The following is a 20,767-nucleotide window of genomic DNA, read 5'->3' as shown; positions in this document are numbered from 1 at the left end:
AAGACCGCCACCGCTCGGCGCCCCGAGCTTGCAGGCCAACCAACCGCGCGGGGCGTCAAACCTTCGTCGAAACGGTACTCAGAACACAAAACTCCGGGCGAAGGCCCGGCGCCCCGCCCAGCCCTCCATGAACTTCGCAGCGAAAGCGCGTCGGCGCCTCCGCTCGCCCGCGTCACGGCGCGCAAAGAAAACCCCGGAATCAACACTGCCTTAACCGTAAGGATTCACCATGCCCGTCTCACTGTTCCGAGGCCGCGTTGCATGTCCGATCTGAAGCTCCCCACCCTGGATAAGCCCACCCTGGCTAAGGACGTCATTCACCGTGGCGATTGCATCGCCGTGCTGAAAAGCCTGCCCGACGCCTCGGTCGACATGGTCTTCGCCGACCCGCCCTATAATCTCCAGCTGGGCGGCGACCTGCTGCGTCCCGACAATTCCAAGGTCGACGCCGTCGACGACGACTGGGACAAGTTCGACAGTTTCGCCGAATACGACGCCTTCACCCGCGCCTGGCTGACCGAATGCCGTCGGGTGCTGAAGCCCGAGGGCTCGATCTGGGTGATCGGCTCCTATCACAACGTCTTCCGCCTGGGCGCGGCGATCCAGGATCTGGGCTTCTGGGTGCTGAACGACATCATCTGGCGCAAGTCCAACCCGATGCCGAACTTCAAGGGCACCCGGTTCACCAACGCCCACGAGACCCTGATCTGGGCCGCCCGCTCGCGCGACCAGAAGCGCTACACCTTCAACTACGACGCCCTGAAGGCCTTCAACGAAGACACCCAGATGCGGTCCGACTGGACCTTCGCCCTGTGCACCGGCGAGGAGCGGATCAAGGACGCCGACGGCAAGAAGGCTCATCCGACCCAGAAGCCCGAGGCCCTGCTGCACCGTGTGCTGCTGTCGGCCACCCGCCCCGGCGACGTCGTGCTGGATCCCTTCTTCGGCACCGGCACCACCGGCGCCGCCGCCAAACGCCTGGGTCGCCACTATATCGGCATCGAGCGTGACGAGACCTACGCCGAGGTCGCCGAGACCCGCATCGCCTCGGTCATTCCCGCCAATCCCGAAGACCTGATGGTCATGGGCTCCAAGCGCGCCGAGCCCAAGGTGCCCTTCGGCGCCCTGGTCGAAGCCGGCCTGTTGCACCCGGGCGACCGCCTCTATTGCCCCAAGGGCGAGCGCGAGGCCCGCGTCCGCGCCGACGGCTCCCTGGTGTCCGGCTCGATGACCGGCTCGATCCACAAGCTGGGCGCCCTGTTCGAGAACGCCCCCGCCTGCAACGGCTGGACCTACTGGCGCTTCAAGACCGACCAGGGCCTGAAATCCATCGACGCCCTCCGCGCCGAGGTCCGCGCCGGGATGCAATAGGCGGCGGGTTCAGATCAGGGCCGGTTCGCCGGCCCGATCCAGCGCCTTGGCGAAGACGGTCGGCAAGGCGGCCCGCGCCGCCTCCAGCCCCAGCCACTGATAGTCGCCGGCCGGCCTGACGTGGGCGACCCGCACCGTCAGGGTCAGGCTGAAATGGGTGAAGACATGCTCGACCGCCCCCGCCTCGCGCCAGTCGGCGGCGACCGGCGGCGTAGGATGGGGCGCGGCGCCCCAGTCCGACGTCGGCAAGCCGAGCATCCCGCCCAGCAACCCCTTGTCCGGCCGCCGCTCCAGCGCCACCTGTCCGTCGGGATCGATCATGACGAAGGCCACGCCCTGGCGATGCGGACGCTCAGCCTTCTTCAGTTTGACCGGGAACCGCTCCGGCGCTCCGCTCGCCAGACCCAGACACTGATCCGCCGCCGGGCACTGGCCGCATAGCGGCGACTTGGGCCGACACACCGTCGCCCCCAGATCCATCAGCGCCTGCGCCCAATCGCCCGGCCGCTCGTCCGTCACGAACAGCCCCGCCAACCGCCTCAGCTTGGGCCGCGCAGCCGGAACCGGGGTCTCGACCGCGAACAGCCGCGCCATGACGCGCTCGACATTGCCGTCCACCACATTGGCCGGGCGATCAAAGGCGATGGCCGCCACGGCGGCGGCCGTATAGGCGCCCACTCCCGGCAGGGCCAGCAAGCCCGCCTCCGTATCCGGAAACACGCCCCCATGCTCGCCCGCCACCGCCCGGACGCAGGCCAGCAGATTGCGAGCCCGGGCGTAGTAGCCCAGCCCCGCCCAGGCGGCCATGACCTCGCCGTCCTCGGCCCCCGCCAGGTCCGACACCGTCGGCCAGCGGGCGGTGAAGCTCTGGAAATAGGGCGTCGCATGCGGCGTCGTGGTCTGCTGCAGCATCACCTCCGACAGCCAGACCCGATAGGGATCGGTCCGCGCCTCCACCCCCGGCGGCGCGCGCCACGCCAGACTGCGCGCATGCCGGTCGTACCAGGCCAGCAATTCGGAACGGATCAGAGAGACGTCGAGCATGAGATGGCGCTATATAGGCCCATGCGCCGCCCGCTGCCCACAGACGCCGAGGTCCGCGAGATTCTGTCGCGCCGCCGCACCCGCCCGGCGCCGCGCCCGGCCCCGCGCGCCGGCAAGGCCCTGACGCCGCTGATCAAGAAGCTGGACGAGAAATTCGGCCGCGGCGCCGGCGCGCTGGAGCCCCGCTGGCGCGAGATCGTCGGCGACCGCCTGGCCCGCGTCACCCGCCCCCAGAAGCTGACCAAGGGCAAGGCCGGCCAGCCCGGCGTGCTGGAGCTGCGCGTCGCCGGCGCCGCCGCCCTTCTGGTCCAGCATCAGTCCGAAGACATCCTGGCCCGCGTGAACCTGTTCCTCGGCGCCGGTTCGGTCGATCGCCTCCGCATCGCCCAGGGTCCGATCAAACCCCTGACCGAGGCCGCCGCCCGCCCCAAGCGCGCCGCCAAGCCCCCGCCCCTGGCCGCCGAGGCCGAGGCCGATCTGGCCGCCTCCATCGCCGACGTTCCCGACGAACTGCGCGCCGCCCTGGCCCGCCTGGGCCGCGCCACCCTGTCACGCTCGAACGACCGCGATTGACAAATCTTCGCCGCACCTGTTCTCGAATGATCAAGGTTGCGCTGTTCCCCGGGAATCGCGCGATCATCCGGCAACGCTCCGACCAAGGAAGTCCAATGGCCAATTTCGAAACCCGTTTCGCCCGCATGAGCCGCCGTGCGGCCATCACCGGCGCCGCCATGGCGACCATGGCCCTGGCCGCCTGCGGCGCCGGCGGCTCCAAGGGCGCGGCCGAGGGCGACATGGGCCTGGGCGCGGCGGAAGGCGCCAAGGTCACCGTGGTCGAATACGCCTCGGTCACCTGCCCCCACTGCGCCGTGTGGCAGGCCAAGACCTGGCCGGCGTTCAAGGCCAAGTACGTCGACACCAACAAGGTCCGCTACATCTTCCGCGAACTGCCGACCCCGCCGGTCGACGCCGCCACCGCCGGCTTCCTGGTCGCCCGCTGCGCCGGTCCGGACAAGTATTTCGACGTCATCCACCAGCTGATGGCCACCCAGCAGGAAATGCTGACCTCGTCGCCGCGCGACTGGCTGCTGCGCACGGCCCAGGCCGCCGGCCTGTCCGAGCAGCAGTTCAACGACTGCGTCACCGACAAGGAGGCCGTCGCCGCCATGGAGAAGCGCGTCCAGTTCGCCCAGGCCCAGGGCGTGACCGGCACCCCGGCCTTCTACGTCAACGACACCCAGGTCATCACCCCCGGCGGCGAAGGCGCCAGCCTGGCCGACCTGTCGACGGCCATCGACGCCGAACTGGCGAAATAAGCCATGATCCGGCGCGCCGTCCTCACCCTCGCCCTCCTGACCGCCACACTGGCGGGGCCGGCCTTCGCCGCCGAGCCCCCGCCGCCCGTGACGGCCCTGGATCATGTCCTGGGTCGGGCCGACGCGCCGGTGACGGTTATCGAATACGCCAGCTTCACCTGCTCGCACTGCGCCGACTTCCACAACGACGTCCTGCCGGCCTTCAAAGCCCGCTATATCGACACGGGCAAGGTCCGCCTGGTCCATCGCAACCTGCCGACCGCCCCGGCCAATGTCGCCGCCGCTGCTGCGGCCGTGGCCATCTGCGCCGCGCCCGGCCGCTATTTCGACGTGGCCGAGGTCTTCATGCGCGACCAGGCCAATCTGCGCACCACCGGCGCCAAGCCCTGGTTCGACGCCGGCCTGGCCGCCAGCGGCAAGACGCGCGAACAGATCGAGACCTGCCTCGGCGACCCCGCGACCGGCGCTGCGCTTCAGGCCCAGATCGAAGGCGCGCAGGAAGCCGGCGTGGCGGGCACCCCCAGCTTCTTCGTCAACGGCAAGCCCGTCGCCGACCACTCGCTGGAGGCCCTGTCGGCCGCCGTCGATCCGCTGCTGCGCCGGTAACCGCCAGGACCGATGCAGTTCCAGCGCCTCCGGCTCGTCGGCTTCAAGTCGTTCGTCGATCCGGCGGAAGTGCACATCGAATCCGGCCTGACCGGCGTCGTCGGCCCCAACGGCTGCGGCAAGTCCAACGTCCTTGAAAGCCTGCGCTGGGTCATGGGCGCCAACTCGGCCAAGGCCATGCGCGGTCAGGGCATGGACGACGTCATCTTCGCCGGCGCCGCCGGCCGCCCGCCGCGCAGTCACGCCGAAGTCAGCCTGACCATCGACAACGCCCAGCGCCGCGCCCCCCAGCCCTTCACCGACAGCCCGGTGCTGGAGGTGTCGCGCCGCATCGACCGGGGCCAGGGCTCGACCTACCGGATCAACGGCAAGGAGGTCCGCGCCCGCGACGTCCAGCTGCTGTTCGCCGACGCCTCGACCGGCGCCAACTCCCCCGCCCTGGTCCGCCAGGGCCAGATCTCGGAACTGATCGCCGCCAAACCCCAGAACCGCCGCCGCATCCTGGAAGAGGCGGGCGGCGTCGCCGGCCTGCACACCCGCCGCCACGAGGCCGAACTGCGGCTCAAGGCGGCCGAGACCAACCTCGAACGCCTTGACGACATCGGCCGCGAGCTGGAGACGGCGCTGAACCGGCTGAGGCGCGAAGCCCGCCAGGCCGAGAAGTACAAGAAGATCTCCGCCGAGATCCGCGCCCTCCAGTCGGCGCTCCTCTACGTCCGCTGGAACGACGCCAGACTGGCGGCCGAGACCGCCGCCGAGGAACTGCGCGCCGCCGACCGCGCGGTGGCGGAAACGACGACCGCCGCCGCCGCCGCCCAGACCGCCGCCCTCGCCGCCCAGGAGGCGCTGAAGCCGGCGCGGGAGGAGGACGCCGTCGCCTCCGCCCTGCTGCACCGGGCCAGTCTGGAGCGCGACCGCCTCGACATGGCCGAACAGGCCGCCCGCGCCGAGGTGGACCGTCTCAAGGCCGAGGCCGCCCGCATCGCCGCCGACGCCGAGCGCGAGACCAATATGGCCGCCGACGCCCGGCGCGAACTGGACCGGCTGGACCAGGAACTGACCCGGCTCCAGGCCGAGATCGCCGCCGCCCCCGAACGCGGCCCCGAACTGGACAAGGCCCTGACCGCCGCCGAAGAGGCCCGCAAGGCCGCCGACGCCGAGGTTGAACGTCTGGCCGCCGCCCTCGCCGCCGTCGAGGCCCGCGCCAACGCCGAGGCCGCCCGCCGCCGAGACGCCGAGACCCGCCTCACCCGCGTCGCCGCCCAGCGGGATCAGGCGCAGCGCGAACGCGACGCCCTGGGGCCGCTGGAAACGCCCGAGCTTGAGACCGCTCGCCAGGCGCTGGAGACCGCCCAGGCCGAGCTGACCGCCGCCCGCGAAGCCGTCGAGGCCGCTGAGGCCAAACGCGGCGACCTGGCCCGCGCCGAACAGGACGCCCGCACCGCCGCCCGCGCCGCCGAAGACCGGCTGGGCCGGCTCCAGACCGAGGCGCGCGGCCTGGCCCAACTGCTGGTCGGCGGCAAGCGCGACCACGCACCCGCCCTCGACAAGGTCCGCGCCGACCGGGGCTATGAGGCCGCCCTGGCCGCCGCCCTGGGCGAAGACCTCGACGCGGCCCTGGACGCCCGCGCCGCCGCCTACTGGGGCGGGGCCGATCCCCACCCGCCGGTCTGGCCCGCGGGGGTGGAGCCCCTGTCCGACCACGTCCAGGCGCCCGAGCAGTTGGCCGCCCGCCTGGTTCTGTGCGGCGTCGCCCCTCGCGCCCAGGCGGCCGAACTGGCCCGCTCCCTGCCCGTCGGCGCCCGTCTGGCCACGCCCGAGGGCGACCTGTTCCGCTGGGACGGTTTCGTCAGCCGCGCCGAGGCGCCCCGCCCCGCCGCCGTCCGCCTGGCCCAGCGCACCCGCCTGGCCGAGCTGGAAACCGAGATCGACAAGGGCAAGCCGGCGCTCGAACAGGCCCAGGCCCAGCAAAAGGGGGCGGCAGAGGCCTTCCGCGCCGCCGAGGAGGCGGTGAAGACCGCCCGCCTCAAACCCTTCGCCCTCGACAAGGCCGTGACCGCCGCCCGCGACCGCGTCGAAAGCCTGACCCGCGACCAGACCCGCCGCGAGGCCCGCGCCCAGGCTCTGGATGAGGCCCTGGCGCGTCTGGCGGCCGAGGTGGCCGAGGCCGAAGCCGCCCTGGCCGCCGCACAGACGGTCGAGGCCCCGTCCGAGACCCTGTCCGTCCTGCGTGACGATCTGACCGCCGCCCGCGCCGCCGCCGACGCCGCCCGCATCGCCGCCCAGACCGCCCGTTCCGATCGCGACGCCGAGGCCCGCGACCGCCAGGGCCGCGAACAACGCCTGGGCGGCCTGACCCGCGCCCGCGACGGCTGGATCGCCCGGTCCAAGGACAGCGGCGCCCGGGTCGCCGCCCTGACCACGGACGCCGAGCGAACCGCCGCCCAGCTGAAACAGGCCGAGGTCGCGCCCCAGGGCTTCGCGGAACAGCGCAGCAAGCTGCTGGATGCGCTGACCGCCGCCGAACAGCGCAAACAGGCCTCGTCCGACGCCATGGCCACGGCCGAGACTGCTGCAAGCGAGGCTGATCGCGCCGCCCGCGCCGCCGACGCCGCCGCCTCCCAGGCCCGCGAAGCCCGCGCCGGTCTCGCCGCCCGCGCCGAGGCCGCGGCCGAGAAGCTGACCGAAGCCGAGACCACCGTCCGCGAAACCGCCCAGATGTCGCCGGAAGACCTGGCCCGCAAGCTGACCGACGAGGCCGTGGCCCGGCCGCCCGACGCCGCCGGCGCCGAAAGCCTGCTGTACGGGCTGGAGCGGGAACGCGAGGCCCTGGGCGCCGTCAACCTGCGGGCCGAGGACGAGGCGACCGAATACGGCGAGCGGCTGAACAGCATGAAGTCCGAGCGGATCGACCTGACCCAGGCCATCGCCAAGCTGCGCGACGGCATCGACGAACTGAACGCCGAGGGCCGCGAACGGCTGGTCGCCGCGTTCGACGTCATCAACGCCAACTTCAAGGCCCTGTTCGAGGCCCTGTTCGACGGCGGCCAGGCCGAGCTGAAACTGGTCGAGAGCGACGATCCGCTGGAGGCGGGCCTGGAGATCTACGCCTGCCCGCCCGGCAAGCGGCTGTCGGTCATGAGCCTGATGAGCGGCGGCGAACAGGCCCTGACGGCGGCGGCCCTGATCTTCGGCGTCTTCCTGGCCAACCCCGCCCCCGTCTGCGTGCTGGACGAGGTCGACGCCCCGCTCGACGACGCGAACGTCGACCGGTTCTGCAAGATGCTGCACGAGATGCGGTCACGCACGGACACCCGCTTCATCGTCATCACCCACAACCCCGTCACCATGAGCCGCATGGACCGGCTGTACGGCGTCACCATGCCCGAGCGCGGCATGAGCCAGTTGGTCAGCGTGGACCTGCACCAGGCGGAGAAGCTGGTCGCATGATCCCCCTGCTGCTGGCCTTCCTGCTGACTGGGGCCGATCCTGAACTGGTCCCGACCGGCGTCGGCCGTTTCGCCATCTATGCCGATGTCGCCTCCATCGAACGCACGGGCGACGTGGCCCATATGCGCGAGCTTCAGGTCACGGAGACCGGGTTCAAGGTCGGGGACGTGACCTATGTCGGCGGCTGGTCGCGCTGGGCCTTCGATTGCCGCGCCGGCACGGCGGACCGGCTCGACTTCGCTTCCCTGCGCGCCGACGGAACCGAAGGCCCGGCGACGCCCGACCCCGCCCCGCCCTATGAAGCCGCGCCTGGCGGAGACGCGGCGGAACTGATGGCCGTGGCGTGCGGGGAGGCTGCTGCTCGCGAGACCCTCAGGCTGGACGAAGCGATCCTTCAGGGTCAAGCGGCGCTGAAGGACTGACGGCCCGCTCCTCCCCCTGCGGCCATTCCAGCCGTTCGCGCGGCAGGGCTTCGCGGCATTCGTCGCGCATGAAGGCCATCAGTTTCTCGCGGATTTCGCAGCGCAGGTCGAAGGCGACGCCGGCGGAGCGGGCGCTGGCCAGGCAGCGGACCTGAAGCACTCGTGCGGTGATGTCGGTCACCTGCATCACCTGCACGTCGCCGTCCCACAGCTTGGACGCCTTGACGATCCCCTCGAAGGCCGTGCGCAGCCGGTCGATCGGGGCTTCGTAATCGACGTAGAAGAAGGCCGAGCCGATCAGGCGGGCGTTCTCTCGCGTCCAGTTCTGGAACGGCGTCGAGATGAAGTAGGACAGGGGCAGGACCATCCGCCGCCAGTCCCACAGCTTGACCACCACATAGGTGGCGGTGATCTCCTCGACATTGCCCCACTCGTTCTCGACGATGACGGCGTCGTCCAGGCGGATCGGCTGGGTCAGGGCGATCTGGATGCCCGCGACCATGTTCGTCAGGATCGGCTGCAGGGCCAGACCGGCGATGATGCCGACCACGCCCGCCGAGGCCAGCAGGCTGACGCCCCACTGGCGGAAGCCGGCGATGGTCATCAGGGCCAGACCCACGGTGACGATGAACAGGATCACCTTGGCCACCCGTTGCAGGATGCGGGTCTGGGTCAGGTGTTTGCGGGCGAGCAGATTGTCCTCGACGGCGATATTGTACCGCTTCAGGTGCATCACCGACCACATGTCCAGCAGGCCCGAGGCCAGCCAGCCCAGGGTCAGGACGAACAGGAAACGCAGCACTTCGCGGATGTCGGCCGACGGCGCGGGATCCATCGGCGAGACGGTCACGCCGATGCCGATGCCGATCAGGATCATCATGACCCGCAGCTTCTTGCGCGCCCGCTCGACCACGCCGCGCCAGAAGACGTCGCGGTTCTTCACCACCCGCCGCAGGATCATGAAGACGATCTTGTGCGCCACCCATCCGCCTGCGACGAAGCCGGCCGTCACCAGCACGATCACGGCCCATTCGGGCAGCCAGTCGAACCGGCGCCACAGGTCATGAATCTGGCGGGTCAGGGCGGTGATTTCAGGAGGCATGCGTAAGGGACGCATTGACGCCGAATGAGTTCCCGCAAAGCTTGGCGAACGCGGTTCAGCCCTTCGCCGTCTTCTCCACCAGATCGGCCAGGCGCTGCGCCGCATCGGGGATGGCGACCGAACGCGCCGCCGCCGCCATGGCCGCCAGACGCGCCGGGTCGGACAGCAGTCCCTCCAGCGTCGCCGTCAGGCCCTGAACCGTCAGATCGTCCTCCAGCACCATCTCCGCCGCCCCGGCGTCGACCAGGGCCTTGGCGTTCAGGCGCTGGTGGTCGTCCATGGCGATCTTCAGCGGAATCAGCACCGACGGCAGGGCCGCGACGGCCAGTTCGGCGCAGGTCGAGGCGCCCGAACGGCCGACGACCAGATGCGCCTTGGACAGACGCTCGGCCATGTCGCGGAAGAAGGGCGCGACCTCGGCCTCGATCCCGGCCTCCAGATAGATCTGGCGGGCGGTCTCCAGCGTCTCGGGCCGCGACTGCTGCTGCACCTTCAGACGACGGCGCAGGGCTTCCGGCAGGGCGGCCAGGGCGCGGGGCGTGGTCTCCGACAGGATGCGCGCCCCCTGGCTGCCGCCCGTCACCAGCACCTGGATGGGGCCGCCGTCGACCGGGGCGGCATAGGCCCGGTCGAACAGGGCGCGGATCTCGCTCCGCACCGGCGAGCCGACGACGTGCGACCGGCCCTGCACCCTGGCCGGCGCCCGCTCCAGCGTCGGGAAGGACGAGGCCACTTCGCCGACATAGGGGGCCAGGATACGGTTGGTGCGGCCCAGGACGGCGTTCTGCTCATGGATCACGGTCGGCCGCTGCGACGTCACCGCCGCCACCAGCGCCGGCGCCGACGGATAGCCGCCGAACCCCACCACCACGTCCGCCCCCAGCCGGTCAAAGGCCGCGCGCGCCTGCATCACCCCCTTGAAGATGGCCACCCCCGCCTTGATCAGGCCCAGCGGGCCCGAGCCGGTCGCCGCATCCAGGGCCAGCCGTTCCACGGCCGGGAAGGCGTGGGCGTATTGCTCGCCGCGATGATCGGTCGCCAGCACCACGCGCCAGCCGCGCGCGGCCAGTTCCCGCGCCAGGGCCTCGGCCGGGAACATGTGGCCGCCGGTGCCGCCGGCGGCGACGACGCAGAGCTGGGTCATGGGTGCGGTCTCCGAAAAACACCGTCTGAATAGTCTGAAACCCGGACGACAGGGAGCGGGATCACCGACGCCCTAGCGCGCCAGAACGATCTCGCAGCCCGGCGCGATCACGGCCTGAAGGGCGCCTGGCTTCTCGATCCGCACGGTCGCCCGCCGCACCCGCCGGTCCTCCAGACAGGCCCGCGCCAGCCGTTCGGCGAAGGTCTCGACCAGGCCCACATGGCCCTCGGCGGCGATGGCGCGCGCCGCATTGGCCACGGTCTCGTAGTTGATGGTGTCGCCCAGCCGTTCGATCGGCCGCGGCTCCAGCTCCAGCGTCACATCGATCACCAGCCGCTGCAGCCGCCCCTGCTCGTGGTCATAGACCCCGATCCCGGCCTCGACCTCCAGCCCGCGCACGAAGACGCTCAGCCGTTCGAAACGCAGCGGCTCGTCCGCCGGAAACGGCGTCACCTGAGAGGACTGGACCACGCGCTACTCCTGGATGTCGGGGGTGCGCCAGGCCAGGTGCTGGCCCCCGTCGACGGCGATCATCTGGCCCGTGACCATCCGCGCGTCAATGAGCCACAGCACGGCCTCGGCCACCGCCTGCGGGCTGCCGGGCGTCTGCAACAGGGTGCCGCGCGCCTCGGCGGCGAATTCCTCGGGGGTCTGGTGGATCGAGGGCAGGGTCGGCCCCGGCCCCACGGCATTGACCCGGATGCCCGGCGCCAGGGCCTGGGCCAGGGTCCGGGTCGCCCACCACAGGCCGTTGCGCGACAGGCTGTAGGAGAAGAAGCGCGGATCCGGCTTCAGCACCTTCTGATCCAGCAGATTGATGATCACGCCTTCCACGGCCTGGGCGGCGAAGGCCTCGGCCAGCACCAGGGGCGCCCGCAGATTGGTCTCGATATGCCGGTCCCAGCTGTCGCGCGTCAGGCCGCCGACCCGGTCGTCCTCGAACACCGAGGCGTTGTTGACCAGCACCGTCACAGGCCCCAGCGCCTCGACCGCCGCCGGCGCCAGCGCCCGCACCCGGGCCTCGTCCGTCAGGTCCGCCTGCAACAGACAGGCCCGCCGCCCCAGGCCCGCGATCTCGTCGGCCAGGGTCCGGGCGTCCTCGCCCGACGCATGATGATGGATCGCCACGTCGAAGCCCGCCCGCGCCAGGGTCAGGCAGATCTCCCGCCCGATCCGCCGCGCCGCGCCCGTGACCAGGGCGACGCCCCGCGCCGGGGCGACGCCGGCGGGCGCCGCCGGGACTTCAGTCAACCCGACCGAACTCGAAGACGTTGAACGCCGCGATGACGGCGACGAAGCCGAAGATGATGCCGAGAGCCAGCATGGGATGCTCCTGTGTCTGATCTTCGATTAGAGCGGGACGGGGCGCGGTTCAAGCGGGGGCAGGTTTTTGGGAGGGGGATGGCGGGATGGAGGGACGAAAGTGACTCTTAGGCGACCTTGGGAATATCCGCTTCATGGCAGCGGCCGAGGCGCTAGCGACGTCGATCCTGGCAACGCGGGGGCTCGGCTACCAGTCCGCATGGCACGTCTGCGGCGCGGCCAGATAGGACTCTAGTGTCCACTTGCGTCCGCAGTTGGCGTCGAGGGGTTTCAGAGTAGTTACAAGAAATTTTTCCACGGAAGGGTTATGCTTAAGAATGCCTTTCCGCTTGGAGTGGATGGTGCGCCGCGATGCAAGCTTCGCATGAGACGCGACAGAAGAGTTTGACCATGGCTGAGACGCAGATCGAGTGGACCGACTCCACCTGGAACCCCGTGGCGGGCTGCTCCATCGTCACCGCCGGCTGCACCAACTGCTACGCCATGCAGATGGCTCGCCGGCTAGAGGCCATGGGCGTCCCCAAGTACACGGGCCTGACCCGCAAGAGCGGCAAACGCGCCATCTGGAACGGCGTGGTCCGCGAGGACCGCGCGGCACTCGAAATCCCTTACGGCTGGCGCAAGCCCAAGAAGATCTTCGTCAACTCGATGAGCGACCTCTTCCACGACGCGGTGAGCGAGGAATTCATCGTCGACGTCTGGCGCGTGATGCGCGAGACGCCCCGCCACAACTACCAAATTCTCACTAAGCGCCCCGAGCGAATGGCCGAAGTGGTCGCGCGCCTGATCCCCGACGTTCTGCCTAATGTGTGGCTGGGCACCAGCGTCGAAAACGCTGATGTCGTCGAACGCATCGACCATCTGCGCGCCGTGCCCGCGGCGATCCGCTTCATCTCCTTCGAGCCTCTGATCGGTCCGGTTGGTGATGTTGACCTCACAGACGTGCACTGGGCTATCGTCGGCGGGGAGAGCGGGCTCAACGCTCGTCCGATCAGAGAAGATTGGATCGACGAGATTTACGCGCAATGCGATACCTACGGCACTGCTTTCTTCTTTAAGCAGTGGGGCACCTGGGGCAAGGATAACAAGAAGCGTTCCAAGAAGGCCAACGGCCGCGAGTATCGCGGCCGTACCTGGAACGACATGCCAGTGGCACCGGAGGCTTAACGCCGAGGCCAGGTTCGACGGGGGGTAGGGCTTGAAGACTGCGGGTTATGACGATTGGCTTGAAAAGGCCAAGCTGGACGACCATAGCCGGCGTAAGCACAAGATCTTGCGAGAGTACTTCCGTCAGTATCTGATCGTGCGTTGCCAACTACCCAAGCGCGAGCGGTTTCGCCTCGCTATCGTCGATGGGTTTGCGGGCGGGGGCCAGTACAACTGCGGCTCTGCGGGCTCACCCGTGATCTTCCTCGAAGAACTCGAAAACACCCTCGATGCGATCAACATCCAGCGCGCCGTACAGGGTATCAGTCCGATCGAAATCGAAGCGATGTTGGTTTTCAACGACGCGTCACCCGATGTCGTGGAACTGCTGCGCTCGCGATGTGAGCCGCTGGTGGCGGCGATCAAGGGCAAGCCCTCCAAGCTTCATATACAAACCCAGTACTTTTCCGACCCCTTCGAGGTGGCCTACCCAGCGATGAAGGCGATCGTGGAAGGGGGGCGCTATCGCAGCGTCATCTTCAACCTTGACCAGTACGGACACGCCGACGTTCAAGTCGCGACCGTCCAAGACATCATGCGCACCACGGCTTCGACAGAAGTCTTCTACACCTTCGCGATCCAGACGCTGATGACCTACCTCAGCCAACGCGACCCTGAACTGCTAGAACGCCAGCTGAGACATCTGAGCGTGACACCCGAACAGCTGCGCCACTTGGATGACAAGCTGATGTCCAAAAAGGAGTGGCTGGGGGCCGCAGAAAAGACGGTCTATGAGGCGCTTAAATCGTGCGCGCCCTTTGTCAGCCCCTTCTCAATCCGCAATCCCGACGGATGGCGGTACTGGATGCTCCACCTCGCCAACAACTACCGGGCCCGCCAAGTCTACAACAATATCCTCCACGATAACGGCGAGCTCGACCACTTCGGCCGATCGGGCCTGCGGATGTTCAACTACAACCCCGCCAACGAAGGGCGCCTCTACCTCTTCAAGGACGACGACCGCACCGCTGCCCGAAACCAACTCCATTCGGATATCCCGAAGCTGGTGATGGAAGCTGGCGACGTCATGCCGATGAGCGACTTCTACGAGTCCGCCTACAGCGCCACGCCCGCCCACAAGGACGACATCCACTCAGCAATGCTTGAAAACGAGGATCTTGAAGTGCTCACGCCGGACGGGGGCGTGCGGCGTAAGGGCAATACGATCTCGGTCGAGGACACCCTGCGGCTCAAGCGTCAGCGATCGTTCTTCCCGATGTTCGCAACCAAGCCAGCACTCTAACCGCGACACATCCGATTTGGGGACCACCGGCGCTAAGTCCGCTGGCAGATCCTAAGAGGCGGCGATTCAGTTGGTTGAGAAGCGACGCAACCGATCCCTCGTCCATTCTACCTCCCCCACACCCCTTCCCTCCCGCCCCCAAAGATGATCGAACATCCCGCCACACACCACGACCGGGGGCGGACACATTGATGAACTGGCGTCAGCGCGTCGAACCCTTCACCCGCCCCGTCTTCTTCGCCTGGTCGCGGTTGTCGCGGGGCAAGACGCTGGGCGTGCGGGCCGTGGCGGTGGATGCGGACGGGCGGGTGGCGATGGTCCGGCACACCTATCTGGCGGGCTGGTGGCTGCCGGGCGGCGGGGTGGACCGGGGCGAGACCACCCATGAGGCCGTGGTGCGCGAACTGCGCGAGGAGACCGGGCTGATCGCGCGGGCGGCGCCGCGCCTGGTCTCGCTGCACGCCAACGATCGGTTCTTTCCCGGCGATCATGTCGCCGTCTTCGTCATCGACGCCTTCGACCGGGGCGAGCGCACCAGCCACGGCGAGATCGCCGAGGTCGGCTGGTTCGCGCCCGACACCCTGCCCGCCGACGTCAACCGGGGCTGTCGCGCGCGGCTGGCCGAATGGTTCGACGGCGTACAAATCGATACAAATTGGTGAGGCGGGCCGGACGGCGCACGGCGTTATCCTGAGGATCCCGAAAGGATGTCCCATGCCCGTCTCCCGCCGCGCCGCCCTGCTGGGCCTGACCCTCTCAACCCTGGCCGGCCCGGCCCTGGCGCAGCGCCGCCTGGGGCGCCGACGCGACCAGACCGGCGGCAGCGCGGCGGCCCCTGTCCACACCTGGGCCTTCGGCCCCGACCCGCTCCAGGCCTATGACGTCTATGCGGACCACGGCTCCGGACCGATCCTGTTGTTCGTCCACGGCGGCGGCTGGTCGCGCGGCGAGCGGGCTATGGTCAGCGAACTGCCCGCCTACGCCCAGCGTCACGGCCTGACCCTGGCCTCGACCAGCTATCGTCTGGTTCCCGCCGTCAGCGCCCGCGAGTCCGCCATGGACGTCGCCGCCGCCGTCGCCGACCTGAAACGCCGCCTGCCCGGCCGCCCGATCTATCTGCTGGGCCACTCGGCCGGCGCCCATCTGGCCGCCCTGGTCGGGATCGACCCCGACTATCTGGGTGCTGTCGGGCTGAAGCCGTCTGATCTGGCGGGGGTCATCCTGCTGGACGGGGCGGGCTATGACGCCACCGCCCCGCGCGGCGACGACCGGATCGATCAGTGGCTGGGCCAGACCTATGACCAGGCTTTCGGCGACCAGGCGGCCGCCCTGTCGCCGACATTGCGCGTCCGCCCCGGCGTCGCCTATCCGCCCTTCCTGATCTTCCACGTCGCCCGGCGTCAGGATTCGGCCGTCCAGAGCCGCGACCTGGCTCAGGCCCTGACCCGAGCCGGCGGCCGGGCCGAGGTCGTCGCCGCCCCCGACGACAGCCACATGACCATCAACCGCGGCTTTGGCGTCGCCGGCGATCCCGAGGGCGAACGCGCCGCCCGCTTCATCTCGGGCTAACAAACGGCCGAGGGCATGCTAGCCAAGGCGCATGAACCCGTCGCTGATCGCCATCCTCGTCGTCGTCCTGGCCGGGGGCGCCACCGCCCTGCAGGCGCCGACCAACGCCCGGCTGGCCTCGGCCGTCGCCTCGCCGGTCAACGCCGCCTTCATCTCCTTCGCCGTCGGCACGACGGTGCTGGGGATCGTCGCGGCCCTGATGCACACGCGCCCCGACTTCGCCGCCGCCCGGGCCCTGCCCTGGTACGCCTGGCTGGGCGGGGTTTACGGCGCCTGTTTCGTGGTCGCCGCCGCCTGGGGCGTGCCGCGCCTCGGCGTGGCCATGACCATCACCCTGATGGTCGGCGGCCAGCTGCTGCTCAGCCTGGTCCTCGACCATTTCGGCGCCCTGGGCGTGCCCCGCCAGCCGCTGAACCTGGGCCGCATCGCCGGCGTGGGCCTGGTTCTGGCGGGCGTCCTTCTGGTTCGGCGGTCGTGAGCCTATATCCACCCGGATGACCGAGGAGACGCTCGATTCGAACCTGACGGCCGCCGCCCTGATCGCCGACGAGGCGCGTCGGGCGCCCGACAAGCCGGGCGTCTATCGCATGTATGGCGAGGACGGCTCATGCCTCTATGTCGGCAAGGCCAAGTCGCTGAAGAAGCGCATCGTCCAGTACGCCCAGGGCCGGTTCCACACCCAGCGCATCGGCCTGATGGTGGCCCAGACCCGGTCAATGGAGCTGGTCGTCACGGCGTCCGAGACCGAGGCCCTGCTGCTGGAATCCAACTTCATCAAGAAGCTGAAGCCGCGCTTCAACGTCCTGCTGCGCGACGACAAGTCCTTCGCCGAGCTGATGATCCGCAGCGACCACCGCGCCCCCCAGGTGAAGAAGCATCGCGGCGCCCACACCACGCCGGGCCACTATTTCGGCCCCTTCGCCTCGACCTGGGCGGTCAATCGGACGCTGAACACGCTGCAGAAGGCCTTCCTGCTGCGATCCTGTTCGGACAGCGTCTACGAGACCCGAACCCGTCCCTGTATGCTGCACCAGATCAAGCGCTGCTCTGCCCCCTGCACTGGCCTGATCTCGCTGGAGGACTATGGCGAGCTGGTCACCGAGGCCGAACAGTTCCTGCGCGGCAAGTCCCGCGCCGTCATCGGCCGCCTGTCGCAGGAAATGCAGGCGGCGTCGGACGCCATGGACTTCGAACAGGCCGCCCGCGTCCGCGACCGCATCCGCGCCCTGTCCGCCATTTCAATGGAGAACTCCGTCAGCGCCGACAGCGTGGCCGAGGGCGACGTCTTCGCCCTGCACAGCGACGGCGGCCAGGCCTGTGTCCAGGTCTTCTTCTATCGCGCCGGCCAGAACTGGGGCGGCCGCGCCTATTTCCCGCGCGTGGACAAGACCGACACCGACCCGGAGATCCTGGCAGCCTTCCTGGGCCAGTTCTACGAGGACAAGCCGATCCCGCGCCTGATCCTGTCCAACGTCCGCCCGCACGAGCTGGAGCTGCTGGAAGAGGCCTTCTCGATGAAGGCGGACCGCAAGATCGAGATCGTCCGCCCGATGCGCGGCGAGAAACTGGCCCTGGTCGATCACGCCCTGACCAATGCGCGCGAGGCCCTGGGCCGCCGCCTGGCCGAGAGCTCGGCCCAGGGCAAGATCCTGGACGAGGTCTGCGAGGCCTTCGGCCTGGAAACCCGACCCGAGCGGATCGAAATCTACGACAACGCCCATATCCAGGGCACCAATGCGGTCGGCGGCATGGTCGTGGCCGGCCCCGACGGATTCCAGAAGTCGCAGTATCGCAAGTTCAATATCCGGGGCGAGGACCTGACCCCCGGCGACGACTACGGCATGATGCGCGAGGTGATGCGCCGCCGCTTCGCCCGCCTGGTCAAGGACGAGGAAGAGGGCGAGGACGCCGTCCGCCCCGACCTGCTGCTGATCGACGGCGGCGCGGGCCAGCTGGCCGAGGTGTTGGCGGTCTTGGCCGATCTGGGCCTGGACGACATCGCGGTGGTCGGCGTCGCCAAGGGGCCGGATCGCGATGCGGGGATGGAGAAGTTCTTCATGCCCGGCAAGCCGCCCTTCATGCTGCCGCTGAAGTCCCCGGCCCTCTATTACCTGCAACGGCTGCGCGACGAGGCCCACCGCTTCGCCAACGGCGCCCACGCCAAGCGTCGCTCGATGGACATCAAGAAGAACCCTCTGGACGAGATCGAAGGCGTCGGCCCCGGCCGCAAGAAGGCCCTGCTCCACGCCTTCGGCTCCGCCAAGGGCGTCAGCCGCGCCTCGGTGGCGGACCTGCTGAAGATCGACGGAATCAACCAGGCCCTGGCCGAACGCATCCACGCCTTTTTCAGGAAAAGCTGAAGTTCGGCCTCGGCCTTGCGGCCTCGTGGCCGTTGAGTCCGGATTGAAGCGAGGCTACAGGCGAGTCATGAGCGACATCGACGACGAACTGACCGCCGGATACCGCAGGTTCCGCACCGATCATTGGCCCGCCGCCCGCGCCGGGTACGAAGCCCTGGCCGAGCTGGGCCAGAAGCCGCACACCCTGATCGTCGCCTGTTCCGACAGCCGCGCCGATCCGGCCCTGATCTTCGACGCGGCGCCCGGCCAGTTGTTCGTGGTGCGCAACGTCGCCAATCTGGTCCCGCCCTACGAGCCTGACGGCCTGCTGCACGGGGTGTCGGCCGCGCTGGAGTTCGGGGTCAAGGTGCTGAACGTGCGCCGCATCGTCGTCATGGGCCACGCCCACTGCGGCGGGGTCGACGCCATGTTGAACGGGGCGCCCGACATCTGCGCCGACTTCGTCGCCCCCTGGGTGGCCCAGGGCTCGGCCGTCGTCCGCCGCGTCGCCGAGGAAGTGTCCGAAGATCAGGTCGAAGGCGCCGCCGAAGAGGCCGTCGTCCGCCTGTCGATCGAGAACCTGCGCACCTTCCCCTGGATCGCCGAGCGCGAGGCGGCCGGCGAACTGACCCTGACCGGCCTGCATTTCGGCATCGCCGACGGCGTCCTGCGCGCCCTGACGAACAAGCCGCGGTTCGAACCATTGGCGTGACTTGCGCAAAGTAGTGGAAAACACTACTATTGAACCATGGAACGGACGATCACCGCGACTGAGGCCAATCGCGAGTTCTCGCGCATCTTTCGCGAGGTGGCGTCTGGCGAGTCCTACGTCGTCACCGCGCACGGCAAGCCGCTGGTGCGGATTACGCCTGCAACCGCCGGCGAGCAGACAGACGATGAACGCGTCGCCCGGCTGCACGCCCTGGTGGACGATTTGGCCGCCCTGCCCGCCCGCGCGCCCGGACGCATCACACGTGAAGACGGTTACGCTTGAAGCTGGCGCTCGACACCAACGTCCTGGGTTACGCCGCCGGCATCGGTGATGACGAACCCAAGCGTCAGCGCGCGTTAGGGGTGCTGAAGACCCTCGCCAAGCAGAACCTCGTCATCCCGACCCAGGTTGCCGGCGAGTTCTACAACATCCTGACACGCAAGGGCGGACACCCGCCGAAGGTCGCCAGGAAGATCGTGCTGGACTGGAGCGCTGGCGTTGGGCTGACCGCCGCCTCGGCCACGACCATGGACGCCGCATTGGAGGCCGCAGCCTTCTTCAATCTGCAGATCTGGGACGCCTTGATCCTGACCGTCGCCGCCGAAGCGGGCTGCGGTCTTCTGCTTTCCGAAGACATGCAGGACGGCTTCGTCTATCGAGGCGTGACCATCGCCAATCCGTTCGCGGAGACGCTTCACCCCCTGCTCGCGTCCCTGCTGGAAATCCTGCCATGACCACCTATCCGCACCGCGCCAATCCGATCCCGAACATTCTGACCGGCATCCGCCTGTTCGCCGGTGTGGTGATGTTCGCCATGATGGCCGGGGCCGCGCCGGGGGCGCTTGACGCCTGGCTGTCGCCGGACACCCAGGCCAAGTTCGGGATCTGGGCCTTCTGGATCTTCGTCATCGCCGCCTCGACCGACTGGGTCGACGGCTTCCTGGCGCGCCGCTGGAACTCGACCACGCGGTGGGGCGCCATCCTGGATCCGATCGCGGACAAGGTGTTGATCACGGGGGCCATCCTGGGCGTGCTCGCCTCCGGCTCCCTGCCGGGCATCGCCCTGCCCTGCGGCCTGATCCTGTTCCGTGAGTTCGCGGTCTCGGCCCTGCGCGAGACCATGGCCGGGCGGATCGAACTGCCCGTCACCCTGGCCGCCAAGTGGAAGACCACCGTGCAGATGGTCGCCCTGGCCGCGCTGCAGCTCACCCTGTTGTGGAACGCCTTCGGCCTGCAGGAGCCGGACGGTTCGCCCCTGTCGTGGCAGCCGGCGTTCGAATCCTTCGCCGTCTTCCTGATCTGGTTCGCCGCCGTCATCACCCTGTGGACCGGCTGGCAGTATTTCCGCGAAGCCAAGCGCCAGATGCGGGATCTCTAGGGCCTGAGCGTCAGACCCGCCGGCGTCGCCTCGAAAGCGGACAGCCGACCCAGATAGCTCATGCCCAGCAGCGAATAGGTCAGGCCTTCCTCGACCACCAGGGCCTCGACCTTATCGACCCGGACCCCGGCGACCGAGATCGTCTTCAGTTCGACCGGCGCGGCCCGCACCACGCCCGAGGCGGTCTGGACCTTACCGGTGAAGGCTTCCGGCGCCGGATCGACACCCAGCCGACGTGCATCGGCGCGCGTCAGGGCCACCACGCTGGCGCCCGTATCCACCAGAACCTGGACCGCACGGCCGTCGATCCTGGCCTGGGCCCAGTAGTGACCGTCCGGCCCCTTGACCACCTGGGTCGGGGTTCCGGACGCGGAAGCCGCGACAGCGACATCGGCGGCAGCCGCCATGGCTGTCTCTCCGCCGTCCAGATGACGGATCGTGAAAGCTGTCGCGAACGAGGCCATGAGGGCGACGCTCAGAACGGCGGCGGACTGAAGGTCGATGCGGATCATGCACCCTGCCTATCCGACCCAGGTTGGAAT

At 69.1% G+C, this 20,767-nt stretch carries 22 protein-coding genes; 16 read left to right on the top strand and 6 right to left on the bottom strand.

Annotated features, from left to right (window positions below):
- The first annotated feature begins 261 nt into the window (after positions 1-261).
- Positions 262-1,371, top strand: a complete 1,110-nt coding sequence (locus tag AC07NC_RS09750; protein WP_494569413.1) for a site-specific DNA-methyltransferase — start codon at positions 262-264, stop codon at positions 1,369-1,371.
- 9 nt (positions 1,372-1,380) lie between these two features.
- Here the strand turns inward: AC07NC_RS09750 and mutY are convergent, their stop codons facing one another.
- On the bottom strand, positions 1,381-2,415 hold the full coding sequence (gene mutY, locus AC07NC_RS09745; RefSeq protein WP_494569412.1) for an A/G-specific adenine glycosylase: 1,035 nt from the start codon (positions 2,413-2,415) through the stop codon (positions 1,381-1,383).
- Positions 2,416-2,436: 21 nt separating this feature from the next.
- Between mutY and AC07NC_RS09740 the strand changes: the two genes are divergently transcribed.
- The 5 genes from AC07NC_RS09740 to AC07NC_RS09720 all read left to right on the top strand — a co-directional run bounded on the left by AC07NC_RS09740 (position 2,437) and on the right by AC07NC_RS09720 (position 8,209).
- Positions 2,437-2,988, top strand: a complete 552-nt coding sequence (locus tag AC07NC_RS09740) for a DUF721 domain-containing protein (RefSeq protein ID WP_035311017.1) — start codon at positions 2,437-2,439, stop codon at positions 2,986-2,988.
- Between the two features lie 95 nt (positions 2,989-3,083).
- On the top strand, positions 3,084-3,731 hold the full coding sequence (locus AC07NC_RS09735; RefSeq protein ID WP_008261078.1) for a DsbA family protein: 648 nt from the start codon (positions 3,084-3,086) through the stop codon (positions 3,729-3,731).
- A 3-nt stretch (positions 3,732-3,734) separates the two neighbouring features.
- Entirely contained in the window at positions 3,735-4,337 is a 603-nt protein-coding gene (locus AC07NC_RS09730) for a thioredoxin domain-containing protein (protein ID WP_492072923.1), read from the top strand.
- 12 nt (positions 4,338-4,349) lie between these two features.
- Complete coding sequence (locus AC07NC_RS09725; protein WP_494569411.1) at positions 4,350-7,787, top strand: AAA family ATPase; 3,438 nt, start codon at positions 4,350-4,352, stop codon at positions 7,785-7,787.
- The gene (locus AC07NC_RS09720; RefSeq protein WP_494569410.1) at positions 7,784-8,209 is read left to right on the top strand and encodes a surface-adhesin E family protein; all 426 of its coding nucleotides are present in this window, start codon (positions 7,784-7,786) and stop codon (positions 8,207-8,209) included. The genes AC07NC_RS09725 and AC07NC_RS09720 overlap by 4 nt, the downstream gene beginning before the upstream one ends.
- Here the strand turns inward: AC07NC_RS09720 and AC07NC_RS09715 are convergent.
- From AC07NC_RS09715 to AC07NC_RS09700, 4 genes are all read right to left on the bottom strand, one after another.
- A complete protein-coding gene (locus tag AC07NC_RS09715; protein ID WP_494569409.1) occupies positions 8,160-9,311 on the bottom strand; it encodes a mechanosensitive ion channel family protein in 1,152 nt (383 codons plus the stop codon). The genes AC07NC_RS09720 and AC07NC_RS09715 overlap by 50 nt on opposite strands.
- 55 nt (positions 9,312-9,366) lie before the next feature.
- On the bottom strand, positions 9,367-10,455 hold the full coding sequence (murG, locus tag AC07NC_RS09710; RefSeq protein WP_494569408.1) for an undecaprenyldiphospho-muramoylpentapeptide beta-N-acetylglucosaminyltransferase: 1,089 nt from the start codon (positions 10,453-10,455) through the stop codon (positions 9,367-9,369).
- Between the two features lie 72 nt (positions 10,456-10,527).
- Positions 10,528-10,926, bottom strand: a complete 399-nt coding sequence (gene folB / locus AC07NC_RS09705; protein ID WP_008259843.1) for a dihydroneopterin aldolase — start codon at positions 10,924-10,926, stop codon at positions 10,528-10,530.
- A 3-nt stretch (positions 10,927-10,929) separates the two neighbouring features.
- Positions 10,930-11,706, bottom strand: a complete 777-nt coding sequence (locus tag AC07NC_RS09700; protein WP_494569407.1) for an SDR family oxidoreductase — start codon at positions 11,704-11,706, stop codon at positions 10,930-10,932.
- Between the two features lie 462 nt (positions 11,707-12,168).
- Between AC07NC_RS09700 and AC07NC_RS09695 the strand changes: the two genes are divergently transcribed.
- From AC07NC_RS09695 to pgsA, 10 genes are all read left to right on the top strand, one after another.
- Positions 12,169-12,945, top strand: coding sequence for a DUF5131 family protein (locus tag AC07NC_RS09695; RefSeq protein ID WP_494569406.1), 777 nt, complete (start codon positions 12,169-12,171; stop codon positions 12,943-12,945).
- Positions 12,946-12,976: 31 nt separating this feature from the next.
- Positions 12,977-14,227: a three-Cys-motif partner protein TcmP gene (locus tag AC07NC_RS09690; protein WP_494569405.1), complete on the top strand. Its 1,251-nt coding sequence runs from the start codon at positions 12,977-12,979 to the stop codon at positions 14,225-14,227.
- 191 nt (positions 14,228-14,418) lie between these two features.
- On the top strand, positions 14,419-14,889 hold the full coding sequence (locus AC07NC_RS09685) for an NUDIX domain-containing protein (protein WP_494569404.1): 471 nt from the start codon (positions 14,419-14,421) through the stop codon (positions 14,887-14,889).
- A gap of 52 nt (positions 14,890-14,941) precedes the next feature.
- The gene (locus AC07NC_RS09680; RefSeq protein WP_494569403.1) at positions 14,942-15,796 is read left to right on the top strand and encodes an alpha/beta hydrolase; all 855 of its coding nucleotides are present in this window, start codon (positions 14,942-14,944) and stop codon (positions 15,794-15,796) included.
- A 31-nt stretch (positions 15,797-15,827) separates the two neighbouring features.
- On the top strand, positions 15,828-16,274 hold the full coding sequence (locus AC07NC_RS09675) for a DMT family transporter (RefSeq protein WP_494569402.1): 447 nt from the start codon (positions 15,828-15,830) through the stop codon (positions 16,272-16,274).
- Between the two features lie 16 nt (positions 16,275-16,290).
- Positions 16,291-18,156: an excinuclease ABC subunit UvrC gene (gene uvrC, locus AC07NC_RS09670; RefSeq protein WP_494569401.1), complete on the top strand. Its 1,866-nt coding sequence runs from the start codon at positions 16,291-16,293 to the stop codon at positions 18,154-18,156.
- Positions 18,157-18,223: 67 nt separating this feature from the next.
- Complete coding sequence (locus tag AC07NC_RS09665; protein WP_035309586.1) at positions 18,224-18,847, top strand: carbonic anhydrase; 624 nt, start codon at positions 18,224-18,226, stop codon at positions 18,845-18,847.
- A gap of 36 nt (positions 18,848-18,883) precedes the next feature.
- Positions 18,884-19,129: a type II toxin-antitoxin system Phd/YefM family antitoxin gene (locus AC07NC_RS09660; protein WP_372705215.1), complete on the top strand. Its 246-nt coding sequence runs from the start codon at positions 18,884-18,886 to the stop codon at positions 19,127-19,129.
- On the top strand, positions 19,126-19,581 hold the full coding sequence (locus tag AC07NC_RS09655) for a PIN domain-containing protein (protein WP_008259070.1): 456 nt from the start codon (positions 19,126-19,128) through the stop codon (positions 19,579-19,581). The genes AC07NC_RS09660 and AC07NC_RS09655 overlap by 4 nt, the downstream gene beginning before the upstream one ends.
- Entirely contained in the window at positions 19,578-20,225 is a 648-nt protein-coding gene (pgsA, locus tag AC07NC_RS09650; RefSeq protein WP_008262640.1) for a CDP-diacylglycerol--glycerol-3-phosphate 3-phosphatidyltransferase, read from the top strand. Before AC07NC_RS09655 ends, pgsA begins: the two co-directional genes overlap by 4 nt.
- Here the strand turns inward: pgsA and AC07NC_RS09645 are convergent.
- On the bottom strand, positions 20,222-20,737 hold the full coding sequence (locus AC07NC_RS09645; protein ID WP_492072908.1) for a retropepsin-like aspartic protease family protein: 516 nt from the start codon (positions 20,735-20,737) through the stop codon (positions 20,222-20,224). The genes pgsA and AC07NC_RS09645 overlap by 4 nt on opposite strands.
- Positions 20,738-20,767: the final 30 nt, after the last annotated feature.

Source organism: Brevundimonas sp. GW821-FHT10A07 (assembly GCF_059415785.1).
This window is presented reverse-complemented; position numbering and strand designations above follow the sequence as displayed.